General features: G+C 70.1%; 13 protein-coding genes and 1 pseudogene. 3 read left to right on the top strand and 11 right to left on the bottom strand.

Annotated elements, in window-relative coordinates; all coding sequences use genetic code 11:
* Window positions 1-304: 304 nt before the first annotated feature.
* From ABCR83_RS30870 to ABCR83_RS30825, 10 genes are all read right to left on the bottom strand, one after another.
* Window positions 305-1,474 (bottom strand): MFS transporter, encoded by a 1,170-nt coding sequence (locus ABCR83_RS30870; protein ID WP_462698556.1) that lies wholly within the window; start codon window positions 1,472-1,474, stop codon window positions 305-307.
* The gene (locus ABCR83_RS30865; RefSeq protein WP_462698555.1) at window positions 1,471-2,139 is read right to left on the bottom strand and encodes an HAD family hydrolase; all 669 of its coding nucleotides are present in this window, start codon (window positions 2,137-2,139) and stop codon (window positions 1,471-1,473) included. Before ABCR83_RS30865 ends, ABCR83_RS30870 begins: the two co-directional genes overlap by 4 nt.
* Window positions 2,140-2,198: 59 nt before the next feature.
* Window positions 2,199-4,112, bottom strand: a complete 1,914-nt coding sequence (locus ABCR83_RS30860) for a B12-binding domain-containing radical SAM protein (protein WP_462698554.1) — start codon at window positions 4,110-4,112, stop codon at window positions 2,199-2,201.
* Window positions 4,113-4,426: 314 nt separating this feature from the next.
* The gene (locus ABCR83_RS30855) at window positions 4,427-4,681 is read right to left on the bottom strand and encodes a DUF1049 domain-containing protein (protein ID WP_462698553.1); all 255 of its coding nucleotides are present in this window, start codon (window positions 4,679-4,681) and stop codon (window positions 4,427-4,429) included.
* A 41-nt stretch (window positions 4,682-4,722) separates the two neighbouring features.
* Entirely contained in the window at window positions 4,723-5,430 is a 708-nt protein-coding gene (locus ABCR83_RS30850) for a 4'-phosphopantetheinyl transferase family protein (RefSeq protein ID WP_462698552.1), read from the bottom strand.
* Window positions 5,431-5,588: 158 nt separating this feature from the next.
* Complete coding sequence (locus tag ABCR83_RS30845) at window positions 5,589-7,571, bottom strand: S9 family peptidase (RefSeq protein ID WP_462698551.1); 1,983 nt, start codon at window positions 7,569-7,571, stop codon at window positions 5,589-5,591.
* A 3-nt stretch (window positions 7,572-7,574) separates the two neighbouring features.
* Window positions 7,575-8,912: a M20/M25/M40 family metallo-hydrolase gene (locus ABCR83_RS30840; protein WP_462698550.1), complete on the bottom strand. Its 1,338-nt coding sequence runs from the start codon at window positions 8,910-8,912 to the stop codon at window positions 7,575-7,577.
* Window positions 8,905-9,738 carry a M55 family metallopeptidase gene (locus tag ABCR83_RS30835; RefSeq protein WP_462698548.1) on the bottom strand — a complete coding sequence of 278 codons (834 nt, stop codon included), beginning with the start codon at window positions 9,736-9,738 and terminating at the stop codon, window positions 8,905-8,907. The genes ABCR83_RS30840 and ABCR83_RS30835 overlap by 8 nt, the downstream gene beginning before the upstream one ends.
* A gap of 60 nt (window positions 9,739-9,798) precedes the next feature.
* Window positions 9,799-12,255: an MFS transporter gene (locus ABCR83_RS30830; protein WP_462698547.1), complete on the bottom strand. Its 2,457-nt coding sequence runs from the start codon at window positions 12,253-12,255 to the stop codon at window positions 9,799-9,801.
* A gap of 140 nt (window positions 12,256-12,395) precedes the next feature.
* Window positions 12,396-12,851 (bottom strand): SRPBCC family protein, encoded by a 456-nt coding sequence (locus ABCR83_RS30825; RefSeq protein ID WP_462698546.1) that lies wholly within the window; start codon window positions 12,849-12,851, stop codon window positions 12,396-12,398.
* Window positions 12,852-13,019: 168 nt separating this feature from the next.
* On the opposite strand from ABCR83_RS30825, the gene ABCR83_RS30820 reads away from it, so the two are divergent.
* The 3 genes from ABCR83_RS30820 (at window position 13,020) to ABCR83_RS30810 (ending at window position 14,889) form a co-directional block, all read left to right on the top strand.
* Window positions 13,020-13,550 (top strand): N-acetyltransferase family protein, encoded by a 531-nt coding sequence (locus tag ABCR83_RS30820; protein WP_462698545.1) that lies wholly within the window; start codon window positions 13,020-13,022, stop codon window positions 13,548-13,550.
* A 302-nt stretch (window positions 13,551-13,852) separates the two neighbouring features.
* Complete coding sequence (locus ABCR83_RS30815) at window positions 13,853-14,695, top strand: helix-turn-helix domain-containing protein (RefSeq protein ID WP_462698544.1); 843 nt, start codon at window positions 13,853-13,855, stop codon at window positions 14,693-14,695.
* Entirely contained in the window at window positions 14,671-14,889 is a 219-nt protein-coding gene (locus tag ABCR83_RS30810) for a DUF397 domain-containing protein (protein ID WP_462698543.1), read from the top strand. The genes ABCR83_RS30815 and ABCR83_RS30810 overlap by 25 nt, the downstream gene beginning before the upstream one ends.
* A 90-nt stretch (window positions 14,890-14,979) precedes the next feature.
* Here the strand turns inward: ABCR83_RS30810 and ABCR83_RS30805 are convergent.
* Window positions 14,980-15,518, bottom strand: a pseudogene (locus tag ABCR83_RS30805) (hypothetical protein); the annotation flags it as partial.

Raw genomic sequence — 15,518 nt, 5'->3', positions numbered from 1 at the left:
TGCTCCGCAGGAGTCCGATTCCTCCCCCGCCTGAAGGCGAGGGTCTCCTCGGAGGCATCTGATGAAAACGAGGGTGTTCGCCTGCTGCGGACCGTGCGGCGCGGCACCGGGTCGGTGGCGACCGTCCACGGCAAGTTGCCACCTCGCTGCACTCGCCGGATTCCCAACGTCGTCCCGGTATCCGCGCCGTCCGCCGACCAACGCCGATGCCGGTCGTGACTCGACCCGTCGGACAGGCCCAGCGGGGTCCGGGGCGGAGCCCCGGAGGAAACGGTGAAAAGGCGGGGCCGGGGCACAGCACAACTCACGCCCTCACCCCCCGCACCGCGAAGGCGATCCCCGACGACACCCCCGCCAGCACCGCGATCGTGGTCAGCGCGGCCGGCAGCCCGAACTCCTCGGCGAGGAAGCCGATCGCCGGAGGCCCCAGCAGCATGCCGAGATAGCCGAGCGCCGAGCCGACGGCAACTCCGGTGGGTCCGGCGAGCGCGCCCGCGCGGGCCATGGCCACCGGGAAGATGTTGGCCAGCCCCAGGCCCGCCGCCGCGAGGCCGGTCAACACCAGCCAGGGCACCGGCGAGAAGGCACTGACCAGCACACCCACCGCGGCCAACAGGCCGCCCGCCACCACGACATGGGTGTCCCCGAACCGTTCCAGCAGGAAGGTCCCGCGAAGCCGGCCGAGGGACATGGCCAGCGCGAAGGGCGCATACGCGGCCGCCGCCAGCCCGGGCCCGGCATGCAGGTCCTGGGTGAAGTGCAGCGCACTCCAGTCGGCGAGCGCCCCCTCGCCATAGGCCGTGCACAGCGCCACCAGGCCGAAGACCACAACGAGCCGCAGCACGCCCCCCGTCGGAGCGGGGGAGGATACGGGCGGCGGCGGTGCGGCAGGCGCCACCGGGTGGGTCAGCAGCACCCGTCCGGCCACCGCCGTCGTCAGCAGTCCGGCCGGAACCAGCAGCGCAAGGTGCACCGCGGCGGACAGCTGCGCGGCCAGCAGCCCGCCGAGCCCGGAACCCAGCAGGCCGCCGAAGCTGTACGCCGCGTGGAAGCCCGGCATGACCGGCCGCCGCAGCGCGGCGACCAGGTCCACGGCGCAGCTGTTCATGCCGACGTCCAGGACGCCGTAGGCCGCGCCGAACAGCAGCAGGACCAGGCCCAGGGCGAGCACGGAATGGGTCTGCGGCGGCAGTGCCACGGTCAGCGAGAGCAGCGCCCCGCCACCGATGGTGACCCGGTGGCTGCCGAGGCGGCGGCACAGCCGTTCGGCCAGCAGCATGCTGACGACCGCTCCGGCGGACACCCCGAGCAGGGCGAGGCCCAGTGCGCCGGAGTCGGCGCCGACCTGCGACTTGACGGCGGGGATGCGCACCACCCAGCCGGTGAAGACAAAGCCGTCGAGGGCGAAGAACGCGGTGACGGCGGCCCGGGCGGCGGACAGTTGCCCGCGCGCCCCGGGCCGGCGTCGGCTCAAGGCCCGCTCAGGCCGGTGGGAGGCCAGGACACCGCGCTCAGGTCTGCCACCACCAGGTCCGCGTCGGCGAGTTGGGCGGCCGGCAGGGTGGTGGTGACGGCCACGCAGCGGGCGCCCATGGCCTTGGCCGCGGCCACCCCGGCCGGGGCGTCCTCGAACACGACCGCCTGGTGCGGGTGGACGCCCAGACGTCGGCAGGCGGTGAGGAATCCCTCCGGATGGGGTTTGCCCCGGCTCACGTCCTCACCGGTGATGATCACGTCGAACAGCTCCCGCAGGGCGAGTTCCGAGAGCATGGCTTCCACATCGGTGCGCCGCCCGGAGGAGACGATCGCCAGCGGGGTGCCGGACCGGTGCACCTCCTTGACGAGTTCCGTCGCCCCCGGCACCGGCACCGTCCCGGGAGCCTCGCCGGCCCACCAGTACCCCATGGTCTCGGCGAACAACTCCTCGACATTGCGGCCCGGGAACAGCGGCAGGTGCTCGGCCAGGACGTCCTGGCCCCTCCGGCCCGAGAAGCCGGCCAGGGTCGCCCGGGGCAGCGGCACCTCGTACTCGGCGAACAGCCGGGTCCATGCCCAGCGGCTGCGCGGCTCGGTGTCCACCAGCGTGCCGTCCAGATCGAACAGGGCCGCCCGGACCGTGTCCGGTCTTGTGCCGTCCATGTGCGGGTGTCTCCTCTCTCGGCCGGCTCCCGGCCGGCTCCTGGCCGAAGTCGACGACCTCAGGAGCGGGTTGCGGTGACGGTGCGCCGGAGGCAGTTGTTCTTCCGCCCGTATCGGACCCCGTCCAGAGCGTAGCCGCCCGGATCGGGATAAACCCGGCTGCTGGTGAGGGTGACTTCCTGTGGTTCCCGGGCCAGGACCGGTGTTTCCCCGAGATAGGCCCGGGAGAAGAAGTCCGGCAGCCGGTGGTCGATGCGAATGACGGCATCGGCCGGCTCGGCCGGGCCGACCAGGCTGGCCCGTTGGAAGGCCACCAGGTCCCTGCGCAATGCGTCGGACAGTTCGAGGCCCCGGGCGGTGTTCAGTTCTGCCAGAAAGGCGTCGAGCTCCGCATAGAGCTCGTCCTTGTCGCGGATCAGGTCGAGGAAGAACGCCTCTTCCGGATTCCAGGTGATGTTGCCGAAGTCCGGCACGACACGGCCCATCGAGGAACCCTCCAGGCCCTCTTCGGCGACCGCGGTCGCAGCGTGCCGGATCCGGCGGAGCAGACGGCTGTCCCCCGTCGATGCGAACCGCAGCAGTTCTGCGTAGAAGTCCTGGTAGGCGAGGCCACGATCGGCGTGCAGAAAGACGGCGATGCTCTGGGTGAGATTCAGGCAGTGGAAGCACTGGACGAACCACGAGAACACCAGGGAGCTCAGCCAGTCGTGCGTGGGCATGGTGGCGGTCCCGACGACGATCTCGAAGTACTCGGTCGCCCCGTCGTGGTGGGGGGTGACATAGGCGAGCAGGAGCGGAATGCGCACGGTGCGGATGCCATGGACCCGGCGATAGTGGGCGTTGCCCAGTTCCGAGTTGGGCAGGACCTCGCACAGATAGATGAGCAGCGCTTCGTGCTGGCCCAGTTCGAGGAGCCTGCCGACCCCGTCACGGAAGCTCTCGGCACTCTCGCCCGGCAGTCCCAGGATGAGTTCCGTGTAGGTGGGGATGTGGGCTTCCCGGTAACGGCGTACCAGGGCACCGAGATTGTCCTGTTTGATGTTGCGCCGCTTGATGGCGGAGAGCGTGCCGTCGCTCATGCTCTGCATGCTGAGCGTCACTCCGCGCTCCAGGCCCGCCCGGTGCAGTACCTGGGCGATCGCGAAGACGGTGTCATTGCTCTTCTTGGCGTAGGCCGTCCGGAACTGGCCCGGGAATCCATGGTCCTTGCGCACCTGGGCCAGCTTCTCGGCCAGCTCGAGGTCCCGGGCCAGGATCCCGTGGTTGGCATCGCAGTTGTAGATGATGTCGACACCCCTGCGCCCGAACCATTCGAGCTCCGCCATGAGCCGCTCGGTGGAGAACTGACGCAACTTGGTGAACACGGCGGAACCCCAGTCACAGAATGTGCAGGAGTAAGGGCAACCCCGATTCGTCTCATGGCTGACGCTCCACTGGTAGGGCTGCTCCATGAGGGAGTCGAAGATCCCGTCCAGGTAGGGGGAGGGCAGCAGATCGAGGTCGAGGATCCGCGGCCGGTCCGAGGTCTTGACCGCCGTGCCGTCCGCGCCGCGGATGCTGAGGCCTGGAATGGCGGTGTAGTCCTGGTCCTTGCTCAGCCTGGTGCGCAGGATGTCGGCGAAGGCGTGCTCGCCCTCGTGGTGCACGACGATGTCGACCATGGGATTCGCCCGGAAGAAGTCGGCCGATTCCACCGGGACCTGTGGGCCGCCCATCACGATCAGGCAGTCGGGGTGGCGCTCCCGGACCGCGCGGGCCAACGCCCTGTTGTACTCCCAGTTCCAGATGTATGAGGAGAGCCCTACGACATCGGGTTCCTCGATTTTCCGGGCGGCGGAGCGCACGTCTTCGCGGAGGAAGACGAACGGCTGGAATTCAAACGCTGCGGAGATGTCGTTCTGTTTACGGCAATACGCCTGCAGCATGCCCACCGAGTAGGGCAGGAAGGCCATGTCACCGAAGTGGTTGTTCACCTGTATGAGTTGAACGTTCCGTTTACTTCCGGTACTTCCGGTGTTCAAGGGCATGGTGATCCACCTTTGAAGAGCCCCCGTGGAACCGGATCTTGAACCGGCCCCTGTGCACTGGGCCAGCAAATCAGGAGATGACGCATCGGCGCCAGGGCGCATCGAACGCATCGTTTCATATGGCTTTTGCTTCGGTGAGCCGGCAAGTGGACGGCTGGGCAGGCATGTTGGCCGTCGGGGATCGAGCAATTCCTTCGGGTATGGCGGGCACAATGCGGTACTGGTGTTCCTGCGGGGGTAACAGGCCCCCGCTGTGCGTCCTATCGCCGCCGTACAAAGACGAAGCGTCCCAGCAGCCACCCGATCACCAGCATCCCGACGAGCCCCATCCATAGCGGCATCGACACCTCGGGGCCGATCAGCCGGATCTTCACATGGCGGGTGTTCTCGACGATGAAGACCAGCACGAGAACCGCGACCACCAGCAGGACGACCCGCCCGGGGGTCATCGCGTCCCGGATGCGGGTGCCCAGGGAATCGGCACGGGAAGCGCGGGTCCTGCTCTTGGCGGCCATGTCCCTACGATCCCAGCGACGCGCCTGCCAGGGCGCCGGGATTACGCCATCCGGGCCATGGCCGCCGTATAGCCCGGCCCGGTGTCGATGTCGCTCAGCGTCCAGCCCGCGGGTGCCCCCGGCTCGGGGCCGCAGCCCACATAGGTGAGCGAGAGCTTCTCGGCGAGGCCCGTGCCCGTCCCCTTGAGGTAGGCCTCCTTGCGGGTCCAGCAGCGGGAGAAGGCGACCGGGCGGTCCGCCTCCGGGAGCGCGGCCAGTTCGGCCACCTCCCGGGGGTGCAGCGCGCGGGAGACGTCGGCGACCACGGAAGGGTGCTGCTCCTCCTCGACGTCCACCCCGACCGGGGTGCCCGCGAAGGCATAGAGGGCCAGGTCACCCGCGTGCGAGAGGTTGAAGTGCAGCGGCGCCCCGGGCACCGCCGGGCGGCCGTGCGGCGCGCCGCAGCACGGGCAGGGTTCGCGGATGAGCTCGACCTTCGCCGGGTCCTGGTCCAGGTATGCGCCGAGCAGCCGGCGCAGCCCCAGGTGGGCGGCGACATAGCGGTCGCGGTGCAGGTCACGGAGGAAGCTGTCGGCGCGGGCCCGTTCCCGGGGGTCCAGCACCCGCTCCCAGTGCGTGCGGGAGGGCAGCGGCTGGTCGGGGATCCGCAGCAGCCACACCCGTGGCGGGCCGGGGGTCCAGGGACCCGGCAGCGCGTCGTGCCCCAGCGCCCTGGGGTGGATTCGCCGGTCCGCCGTGTCGTCGCGCATGTCCCTCATCAGCCCGCCATCAGCCCGTCTCCCCCGCCGAAGTCGCGGTGGATCAGCGTACCGGCCTCGGCGGCGGCATCCGCCGAGGCCGGGGTCAAGGGAGCGAACTCCGACCCGATCAAGGTAAGGCTTACCTTACACAACGCTCCACTGCCCCATCAGGTGACCAGCTCCAGCACCGGCACCTCGGGCACGGCGAAACCGAAGACCCGGGCGTAGAGGGAGAGTTCGGCCTGCAGCGCCCGGACCACCGTGCCGGCCCGGCGGAAGCCATGGGTCTCGCCCTCGAAGGCGAGATACGCATGGGGAACGCCCCGCCCGGCCAGCGCACCCAGCAGCGCCTCGCACTGCGCGGGCGGGCAGATCGGGTCGTCCAGGCCCTGAAGCAGCAGGAAGGGCACCGAGATCCGGTCCGCACGGTGCAGCGGGGAACGCTCGCGGTAGCGGTCGGGGACTTCGGCGAGCGGGCCGATCAGGGATTCCAGATAGTGCGACTCAAGGTCGTGGGTGCCACCGCCCGCCCAGCTCAGGGGGTCCAGCACGGGGTAGGCGATGGTGCCGCAGGCGTACCGGTCGGTGGCCGCCAGGGACGCCGCCGCGGTCCAGCCGCCCGCGCTGCCGCCGCGTATCGCCAGCCGCGCGGGATCGGCGGCACCCTCGGCGACCAGACCGTCGGCGACCACGGCGCAGTCCTCGACGTCGACCACGCCCCACTGCTCCCGCAGCCGCTCCCGGTAGGCACGCCCATGCCCCGTCGAACCACCGTAGTTGACGTCCGCCACCCCGATGCCGCGCGAGGTGAAGTAGGCGATCTCCAGGTCCAGTACCAGCGGGGAGCGGCCGGTCGGGCCGCCGTGCGCCCACACCACAAAGGGCGGCAACTCGCCGTCCGGGCCACGGTGTCCGGGGTGGTGCGGCGGATGGATGTGGGCATGCACCTCGCGCCCGTCCGGCCCGGTGAAGGTACGGGTCACCGACCGCGGGTAGTACCCGGGATCCACCAGGTCCCGGTGCCCGGCGCCGATCACCCGGGTCCGGCCGGTACGGGCGTCCAGCTCCACCACCTCGTACGAGCGGGCGGGACCGCCCGCGACGCCGACCACCCGGCTGCCGCTCACATCCAGCGTCTCGGTCCACTCGGTCCACGGCCCACCGGTATCCGCCAGTTCACCGCTCCGCGGGTCGAGGATGCCCAGGACCGGGGAGCCCCGGCCGTGCACCACCGCGATCCGGCCGTCGGCCAGCGGCGCGAACCAGCGCCGCCCCAGCTTCCACAGCGGGCCCGCGAACTCCTCTTCCCGCGGGCAGAGGTTGACGCTGTGCCCGGTCGCCGGGTCGACCCGGTGCAGGTTCCACCAGCCCGTACGGTCGGTGACGGCCAGCAGCGAGCCGTCCGGGGCCCACTCCGCCTGCGCCACGGACTCCCGCGGACCGCCCAGCACGACCCGGGTGCCGGTGAAGACCCCGTCCTCGACGTCGGCGGCCAGCAACTCGGTGCCGTCCCAGGGCATCCGCGGATGGTCCCAGGCGAGCCAGGCCACCCGGCGGCCGTCCGGGGACGGCCTGGGTCCGGTGAGGAAGCGGTGCCGGTTGTCGGTGAGTTCCCGGACCACGCCCCGGTCCTCGGCGGCGGTGCCGTCCAGTGGGACGGCGGCGATCAGCCGCCGCACCTCGGACGGGCCGGGGCCGGTGAACTCCTCCAGCACACACCACACTTCGCCCCGCCCGGCGCACGGCACCGGGTCGGCCCAGCGCAGCCCGGCACCGGCCGTCCCCCGCGGGGTCAGCGGCCTGGGCCCGGCGTCCGGCCGGTCCGGCTCCCAGGCGTACAGCCGCTGGTCCGGGTAGTGGGCGAAGACCAGCAGCGGGCCGCCGGTCTCCCGGGGCACCGCCGTCCAGGGGCGGCCGCCGTACTCCTGCAGGCGGGTGCGCACATTCCACGGCGCGGGCAGCGCGGTGTGCGCCCCGCCGTCGGGACGCCACCGCACCAGCGTCTGCCGGCCCTCCTCGGCAGGCCGGGACTCGACCCACCACACCTCCTCGCCGACCTGGCCGACGAAGTCCGGCCGGCCCTCGTGCGCGGCGGCGAGCACCGCACTGATGGGCGACGGCCAGGATCCATAGGGGGCGGTGGACACCATCGCTCACTCCTCCATGACGAAATGGTCCAGCACCCGGGTGCCAAAGTGCAGCGCTTCCACCGGCACCCGCTCGTCCACGCCGTGGAACAGCGCCTGGTAGTCAAAGCCGATGGGCAGCTTGAGCGGTGTGAAGCCATAGCAGGCGATGCCCAGCCGGGCGAAGTACTTGGCGTCCGTGCCCCCGGCCATGCAGAAGGGCACCACCCGCCCCGCGGGGTCGAAGCGCCCCAGGGCGGTGCGCATCCGGTCGAAGACCGGGGCGTCCACCGGCGCCTGGAGCGGCCCCTCATGGTGGCGGAACTCCCAGTCCACATCCGGTCCGGTGAGCCGGTCGAGGGTGTCGATGAACTCCTCGTCGCCCTGGGGCACGATCCGCCCGTCCACCTGCCCGGTGGCCGTGCCCGGAATGACGTTGATCTTGTAACCGGCTGCCAGCATGGTCGGGTTGGCGCTGTTGCGCACCGTCGCGGCCACCAGCCGGGCCGAGGTGCCCAGCTTGTCCAGCAGGGCGTCCACATCGAAGCCCGGGGCGTCCAGATCGACGTCGATGCCATGCGCGGCGGCCAGCTCGCCCAGCGCGGCGCGCACCGTCGGACTGAGCCGCACCTGCCACTCGTGGTCGGCGATCCTGGTGACGGCGGCGGCCAGCGTGGCCACCGCGTTGCGGCGGTTGATCCTGGAACCGTGCCCGGCGACGCCGTGCGCGGTGAGCTCGACCCAGCCGGTGCCGCGCTCCCCCGCACCCACCGGATAGAGCCGCAGCCCGCCGTCCGCATGGAAGGTGTATGCGCCCGACTCGCCGATGGCCTCGGTGCACCCCTCGAACAACTCCGCGTGCTCGGCGGCGAGATGGGCGGCGCCGGGCCCGGCGGTGTCCTCCTCGTCGGCGGTGAAGGCCAGCACGATGTCACGCGGCGGCGCCACCCCGGCGCGGGCCCAGGCCCGCACGGCGGCCAGGGCCATGGCGTCCGCGTTCTTCATGTCGATCGCGCCGCGCCCCCACACCATCCCGTCCCGGACCTCGCCCGCGAAGGGATGCACCGTCCAGTCGGCGGGCTCGGCGGGCACCACATCGAGGTGACCGTGGATCAGCAGGGCGCCCGCCGTCCGGTCCCGGCCCGGGATGCGGGCGACCACATTGGTGCGCCCCGGATCCCGCTCCAGCAGCACCGGCTCGATCCCGGCCTCGGCGAGCCGCTCCGCCACATACTCGGCCGCCGGGCGCTCCCGGCAGTCCCCGCCGCCGCGGTTGGCGGTGTCGATCCGGATCAGGTCCGAGGTGAACCGCACCACCTCGTCGAGCGCTTGCCCGTCCACCCGGTCCGCCGTGCCATCAGCCATACTGTTCCTCCGTCGCGGCCGACACGATGGTCGTCACCGCCTTGAAGCAGCGAATCGCCTCGTACATGGTCGCCATGGTGTAGGCGACCCGGCGCTCGCCGGTCTGCTCGACGCCGGGGACGCAGGTCGCGGCCCCGGCCAACTGCTCGGCATCGAACTCGAGTTCCATGATGAACGGCCCGCCCCGCACCGGCTCGTGCCGCACCGCGAGCGCGGCGCCCTCGCGCGCCGCGGCCCGGATGTCCGCGGCCGTACGGGCCGGGGTGCGGCACACCGCCGCATAGCGCGAGACATAGTCCTTGACCGCGGCCGAAGGGGCCCCGGGGGCATACCTCTTGGCGTCCTCGCAGGCCCGGTCGTCGCCGGTGACCAGCACCACCGGCACCCCGTACTCGGCGACGACCAGCGAGTTCAGCAGCCCCTCGCTGGCCCGCTCGCCGCCCACCCACACGCCGGTGAGGGAATTGGCGAGATAGGTGTGCGCCAGCACCCCCTCCGCGCCCGCCGCCGCGTGGTAGCCGACGAACGCGATGCCGTCGACATCACCGTGCTGCACCCCCTCGACCATGCTCAGCGCCTTGTGCTTCCCGGTGAGCATCCGCGCCCGCTCGTCCAGTTGTTCAAGCAGCAGATTGCGCATGTTCCAGTGCGCCTCGTTGACCAGGACCTCGCCAGCGCCGCCGTCGAAGAACCCGGCGATCGCCGCGTTCACATCGGAGGTGAACATCCGTCGGCAGCGCTCCCACTGCGGCGTGCCGGGCAGCACATCGGCGGGCCAGGTGACGCCGGTGGCGCCCTCCATGTCCGCGGAGATCAGGATCTTCATGCCCCGTCACGTTACGCGCCCGCGCGCGGGCGGGCCAGGCTCCTCGAGATCTACAGAGGCCTATACCAATGGAGTCGGGCCGGAGCGCTGCTGGTCCGCGTGCCCCAGCTGGAGGTCCCGCTCGGTGCGGCCGCCGCCCGCGACCTGGAGGACGGTGGCGACCGGCGGGTATCCGGCGGCGACGACGGTGTACTCGCCCGCCGAGAGGTCCACAAAGCGGAAGGCGCCGTCGGCGCCGGTGATGGTGGAGTCCACCACATTGCCCGCGGCGTCCAGGAGGGTGACCCGGGCGTCCTCCACCGGCCGCCCGCCGCCGGCCCGTACGGTGCCGCGCAGCACCGCGCCGCCCGCGAGCTCGATGTCCTGGCGGGTCTCCCGGGAGGACTGGACGGTCACCGGGAGCGCGGCGGGGCGGAAGGCGGTGGCACTGGCCGCGAGGGTGTACTCGCCCGCGACCAACTCGTCGATGATGTAGCTGCCTTCGTGGCCGGTGCGGGCGGAGGCGACGACCTCGCCCTGCACATTGGTCAGGGTGACCAGCGCCTCGCACACCGGGGTCCCGTCGGCGGTGTGCACCGTACCGGCCAGCCGGCCCGCGCCGCCGAGGACCACATCGAGCTCCACCGGCCGCTCGCCGACGGTGACGGTGACCGCCTGCGGCTGGTGTCCCCCGGCGGCGGCGATCAGGACATAGGAGCCGGTGCCGGGGGTACTCAGGGCGAAGCGCCCGTTCTCGCCGCTGGCGCCCCGCCCGATCTGGCGGCCATGGGCGTCGATGAGGGTGAGGGCGGCGCGGGGCACGGTGGTGCCGTCGTGGTGCTGGACGGCGCCGGTGACCGGGATGCCGGAGGCGACGGGCGGTGGTTCGGTGGGGGGTTCGATGCGCGCGGCGGGGATGGTGGGGGCTTCGGGGGAGGCGTTGTGGGACACCAGCGGTTTCTCTTTCAGCAGGAAGGCGAGCAGGAAGCCGAGGACCAGCACCGGCACGAGGTAGAGGAAGATCCTCGGCATGGCTTCCGCATAGGCCCGGATATAGCCGTCCCGCAGGGGTGCCGGGAGCGTCCGCACAAGTTGCGGGGTGATGGAGTCCGGGGCCGGGAGGCCGGCGCGGGGCGGCAGTTCGGTGGCGAGCCGGGCGGCGAGGCGGTGGGCGAAGAGCGTGCCGAAGACGGCGGCGCCGACCGAACCCCCGATCTGCCGGAAGAAGTTGCTGACGCTGGTCGCACTGCCCAGGTCGGCGGGGCGGACGGAGTTCTGCACGGCGAGGATCAGGATCGGCAGGCACAGGCCGATGCCCACGCCGAGGATGGCCATCCAGAGGCTGTAGACCAACCTGCTGGTGTCGGCGGCCAGGTGCGAGAGGAGGTACATGCCCTCGGCCGACAGCGCGCTGCCGAGGATGGGCAGCAGCTTGTAGTGCCCGGTGCGGCTGGTGAGTTGGCCCGCCACCACGGAGCCGGTCACGATGCCGCCCATCATGGGCAGCATCAGCAGGCCCGACTCGGTGGCATCGGCGCCGTCGACCATCTGCAGGAAGGTCGGCAGATAGCTGGCGGCGCCGAACAGGCCCAGGCCGACAGTGGCGCCGACCAGCCCGCTGACGGTGAAGACGGAATCGCGGAACAGATGCGGGGGAATGATCGGTTCTGCGGCGTACTGCTCGACGACACCGAAGAGCAGCACGGTGCCGAGCGTCGCCGCGCCGAGCCCGATGATGATGCGGGAGGTCCACTCGTACTCGGTCCCGCCCCAACTGGTCAGCAGTACCAGGCAGGTGGCGGAGGCCGACAGCAGCACCGCGCCGATGACATCGAACCGCCCCCGGGCGCGCGGCCGGGGAACGTGCAGGCCCTTGGCGACGACGATCAGCGTGACCAGGCCGAAGGGGACGTTGACATAGAAGCACCAGCGCCAGGAGGCGTGATCGGTGAAGTAGCCGCCGAGCAGCGGGCCGGCGACGGAGGCCAGGCCATAGGCGGCGCTGATGACGCCCATGAACCTGCCCCGCTGCCGGGGCGGCACGATGTCCGCGATGATGGCCTGTACGCCGATCAACAGACCGCCGGCGCCCACGCCTTGGACGGCACGGAAGGCGATCAGCTGGTCCATGGTCCGCGACCAGCCTGCCAGCGCGGAGCCGATGACGAAGACCACGATGGCGAAGACGAAGACCGCCTTGCGCCCGCACAGGTCGCCGAGCTTGCCGTACAGGGGCAGCGCCACGGTGGAGGTCAGCAGGTAGGCGGTGACCACCCAGGACATCCGCTCAAGGCCGTGCAACTCGCCCACCACCTTGGGCAGGGCGGTGGCCACGATGGTCTGGTCGAGCGCGGCGAGCAGCAGGGTGAGCATCAGCCCGGCGAAGACCACCCGGATCCGGGCCTGGCCCGGCCGCGCCGCGGCGTCGGGTGGTGCGGGCGCGGGCAGGTCGAGCGGCTGATCACTCTTCAGCAAGGTGGTCTCATAGGTGGACCCGCCCACGTAACTGCTCCCCTCGTCGCGCCTGTCGCCGCCCATTTCTCGCATTACGCGACAACGACGAGCAAGCGCGACGATTTACCGGGAAGTGTCGTACGGGTGGCTTTCCGCCGGTCGGAGGCGGTTTAGGCGCGATGACCCGGTGCCGGGAAAACCACTCGAATCGGTGATGGTGCAGCTCAGCCCGCGCTGGGCTTCTCCACCTCGGCGGCCAGCCGGGCGAGCACGGAGTCGTAGATGCGGCCGAGTCCCTTGGGCGCGAAGGTCCGCTCGAAGAAGCCGCCGACACCGCCGGCGCCCGTCCAGGTGGTGGTCACCAGGACCCTGGCCCGGCCGTCGCCGGCCGGGGTGACCGTCCAGGTGGTGACCATGGAGGAGTTGCGGTCCTTCTCCACCAGCTGTCCGGCCGTCGGCTCCGAGACCTCCAGCAGGCAGTCACGGACGCGCTTGCTGGTGGCCTGGAGCTTCCAGTGCACCACTGTGCCCTCGCCATCGCCGCCCTCGCGCACCTCGTACTCGCTGAAGTGCTCGGGCAGCAGCTTGGCGCGGGTGCCGCTGTAGTCCGCGAGCGCGTCGAACACCTCCTCCGGGTCCGCCGCGATGATCCGCTCCGTGGTGGCCTCGACCTGGCCCATGGCTTGTCCTCCCGGACGTCGTTCCTGCCTGTGCGGCACAGCCTTCCATCATCGCCACACCCACCCAAATCCGGGACCACCCCCTTATTGGGCGCAGGCGTTCGGGCCTGATAGACGGTCGTACGAAAATCTGGGCAACTCCGAGTGGCACTCGGCTACTTTTCGGCCATGACCCGAATACGGACCCGGATACGCGAGATGACCGAAGCCGATGTCGACGCCGTCGCCGAGATCAGGGTGCGCGGCTGGCAGTTCGCGTACGACGGGCTGATGCCGCGCGATTACCTGGACGCGCTGAGCGTCACCGAGGACGCGGCCCGGCGGCGGCTCCTGGCGGCAGGGGACGGCCAGGTGGTGAACCTGGTCGCGGAGGACGCGCGGGGGGTGCTGGGCTGGGCGGCCTACGGGCCGTGGCACGACGGCGGGCAGCCGGACGGCACGGGCGAGTTGTACGCGCTCTATATCCGCCCGGAGCTGATCGGCACCGGCGTGGGGCGCGCCCTGTGCACGGCGGTGATCGAGCGCGCGGCGGAGCGCGGCTATGCGCGTCTGCTGCTGATGGTGGTGAAGGGCAACACCCGCGCCCGCGGCTTCTATGAGCGCGCGGGGTTCGTCCCCGATGGCACGGAGGAAGCGTACGAGGTGCGCGGTGCGCTCGTGCCGGAGGTGCGGTATGTGCTGGAACCGGTGCGGGTGTAGTCGGGGTCATGGCGGGAACCTGGGCTGTCCGACGGCTTGCCACTCCTCACCGTCGGTGAGGCCGGGTCAGCGCCAACAGTGCATGGTTCACAGGCCGGAACCGGAGCCGCCCAAGATGGCGGGAAGCAACTCGCCAGAGAGGTGTGGACCACCACGCGGCGGGCATCACGACTGCGGGATCGAACACAGTGTCAAACGCCCGGAGTTGGGCCACAATCCCGGTTTCTGGTATCCGTCCGGGCCTCTATGCTCGACCGCACCAGCGGCTTGACACTTCGGAATGCCAAATGGGGGTCACAACCATGCCCGCACCCAAGCGACTTGACCCGTCGAGGTCTCGTGTCGAGGGATTCGGGGCACTAATCCGCGAGCTGCGACAGCAGAAGGGCTGGACCCAGGCCAAACTCGGCCGGGAGGTGACAATCCACCACACTGCCATCTCGAAGTTCGAGACCGGCGACGCCATCCCGCCGCAGGACGTCGCGGAGAGGCTGGACAAGGCCCTCGAGGCCGAGGGCCTCCTTCTCGAAGCCTGGGACCAGCTCAACGACAATCCCGACGCCAAGTGGGTTCAGAAGTACTTCAAGATCGAGTCGCGATCAATCAGAATCCGACACCTTGATACCTATATGCCTCCGCTGCTCCAGAGCGAGGAGTACACGAAAATCAGCCTCCAACGAGGCATGAAGTTCTACGGCGGGGACCTCGAAGAGAAGATCGCCTTTAGGGCGATGCGGCGCAACACTCTCCGCAAACCGGACGCTCCAGAATTCGCTACCGTGCTTGGTGAGTCGGCCCTCCACAACCTCGTGAGGGACAGCGACATCGCCCGGAGACAACTCAACCACCTGTTGGACCGGATGTCGGGCCCCAGGGTCAGTGTCAGAATCCTCCCACTTGACGCCATCTCCTACATGGATCGGATCGGCGTCACCACCATTTTTGATCTCCCCAACGGACAAACCATTGTCTACCGGGCAGCTCCAGTTGGCGGGCTCTACATCACGAACCCCGCGATCGTCGCCGAATACACCACGTTCTACGATCAGCTCGACACCTACGCCCTCGATTCCGAGGCATCAAGCCTGCTCATCCGCGAGGTAGTTGAGGAGAAATATTCGTGCGCACCAACCATCCTGACCTGACCATAGCTATCTGGCGTAAGAGCAGCTACAGCGTCGATCGAGATGGCTGCATCGAGATCGCGGAGCAGTACCGCGGCGTCATGCCCGTACGGGACTCCAAGGAGCCCAGCCGTGCCCCGCTTGTCTTCCCACGCGCAGCCTGGTCCTCGTTCATGACCGCCGTCGCCGTCGCAAACGGCGAGCCGCCCGCGTAATGCCCGGTTGCAAGGAGGCGAAAGCAGCGACCATCGCCTGCGCCACATTGCGAGCCCTTTAACCCCGCCCAGCAGACGGCACCCTTACAACTACCCGATGTTGCAGCGAGTAGGGAGCGTCCAGGAACGATGACCGGGTTCCTCCCGGCTCAGGGTGTGTGTCCCACTGGCGTCCACGGCGAGTTCGTAGGAGCCCGGTCCGGGGCGGCCGTCCTGGATCCATGCGGACAACAGTGACAGACGCTCGTCCCACAGTTGCCTTGGCCCGTCGTGGTCGATACGGGCATTCGTACCGGATTCTCCGGGAATGATGCGTGCCCATGACCCGGTGGGCGGGTGGACCAGGCCGAAGATGGTGACGCCCTGATCATCCTGCAGGGACATGCTCAGCACATCGTCGTGAAGCAGCGCGATTTCCAGTGCCCTGGGGTGGACAAGCACCTCGTAGAAGCCGGTGGCGGCGCCCAATGCAGCGGGGACGTCCACACTCCGGCTGTGCCCACTGCCCTGGACCACGAGTTTCGTGTACTGCGAGGCCCTGTCAGCGACATGGTCCGCAGCAGGGCGGGCCACCTTGACATCCTCCCCCTCGTAAACGAGGGGGATTCCTACGGCTCGCGCCGTGGGGT

The sequence above is a fragment of the Streptomyces xingningensis genome, from assembly GCF_054957865.1.
This window is presented reverse-complemented; position numbering and strand designations above follow the sequence as displayed.

What these genes read in the sequence shown, in the direction of transcription:
- ABCR83_RS30865 (WP_462698555.1), bottom strand. Translation starts at nt 2,139, where the DNA reads ATGGACGGCACAAGACCGGACACGGTCCGGGCGGCCCTGTTCGATCTG.
- ABCR83_RS30855 (WP_462698553.1), bottom strand. Translation starts at nt 4,681, where the DNA reads ATGGCCGCCAAGAGCAGGACCCGCGCTTCCCGTGCCGATTCCCTGGGC.
- ABCR83_RS30850 (WP_462698552.1), bottom strand. Translation starts at nt 5,430, where the DNA reads ATGCGCGACGACACGGCGGACCGGCGAATCCACCCCAGGGCGCTGGGG.
- ABCR83_RS30845 (WP_462698551.1), bottom strand. Translation starts at nt 7,571, where the DNA reads ATGGTGTCCACCGCCCCCTATGGATCCTGGCCGTCGCCCATCAGTGCG.
- ABCR83_RS30840 (WP_462698550.1), bottom strand. Translation starts at nt 8,912, where the DNA reads ATGGCTGATGGCACGGCGGACCGGGTGGACGGGCAAGCGCTCGACGAG.
- ABCR83_RS30835 (WP_462698548.1), bottom strand. Translation starts at nt 9,738, where the DNA reads ATGAAGATCCTGATCTCCGCGGACATGGAGGGCGCCACCGGCGTCACC.
- ABCR83_RS30830 (WP_462698547.1), bottom strand. Translation starts at nt 12,255, where the DNA reads ATGGGCGGCGACAGGCGCGACGAGGGGAGCAGTTACGTGGGCGGGTCC.
- ABCR83_RS30825 (WP_462698546.1), bottom strand. Translation starts at nt 12,851, where the DNA reads ATGGGCCAGGTCGAGGCCACCACGGAGCGGATCATCGCGGCGGACCCG.
- ABCR83_RS30820 (WP_462698545.1), top strand. Translation starts at nt 13,020, where the DNA reads ATGACCCGAATACGGACCCGGATACGCGAGATGACCGAAGCCGATGTC.
- ABCR83_RS30815 (WP_462698544.1), top strand. Translation starts at nt 13,853, where the DNA reads ATGCCCGCACCCAAGCGACTTGACCCGTCGAGGTCTCGTGTCGAGGGA.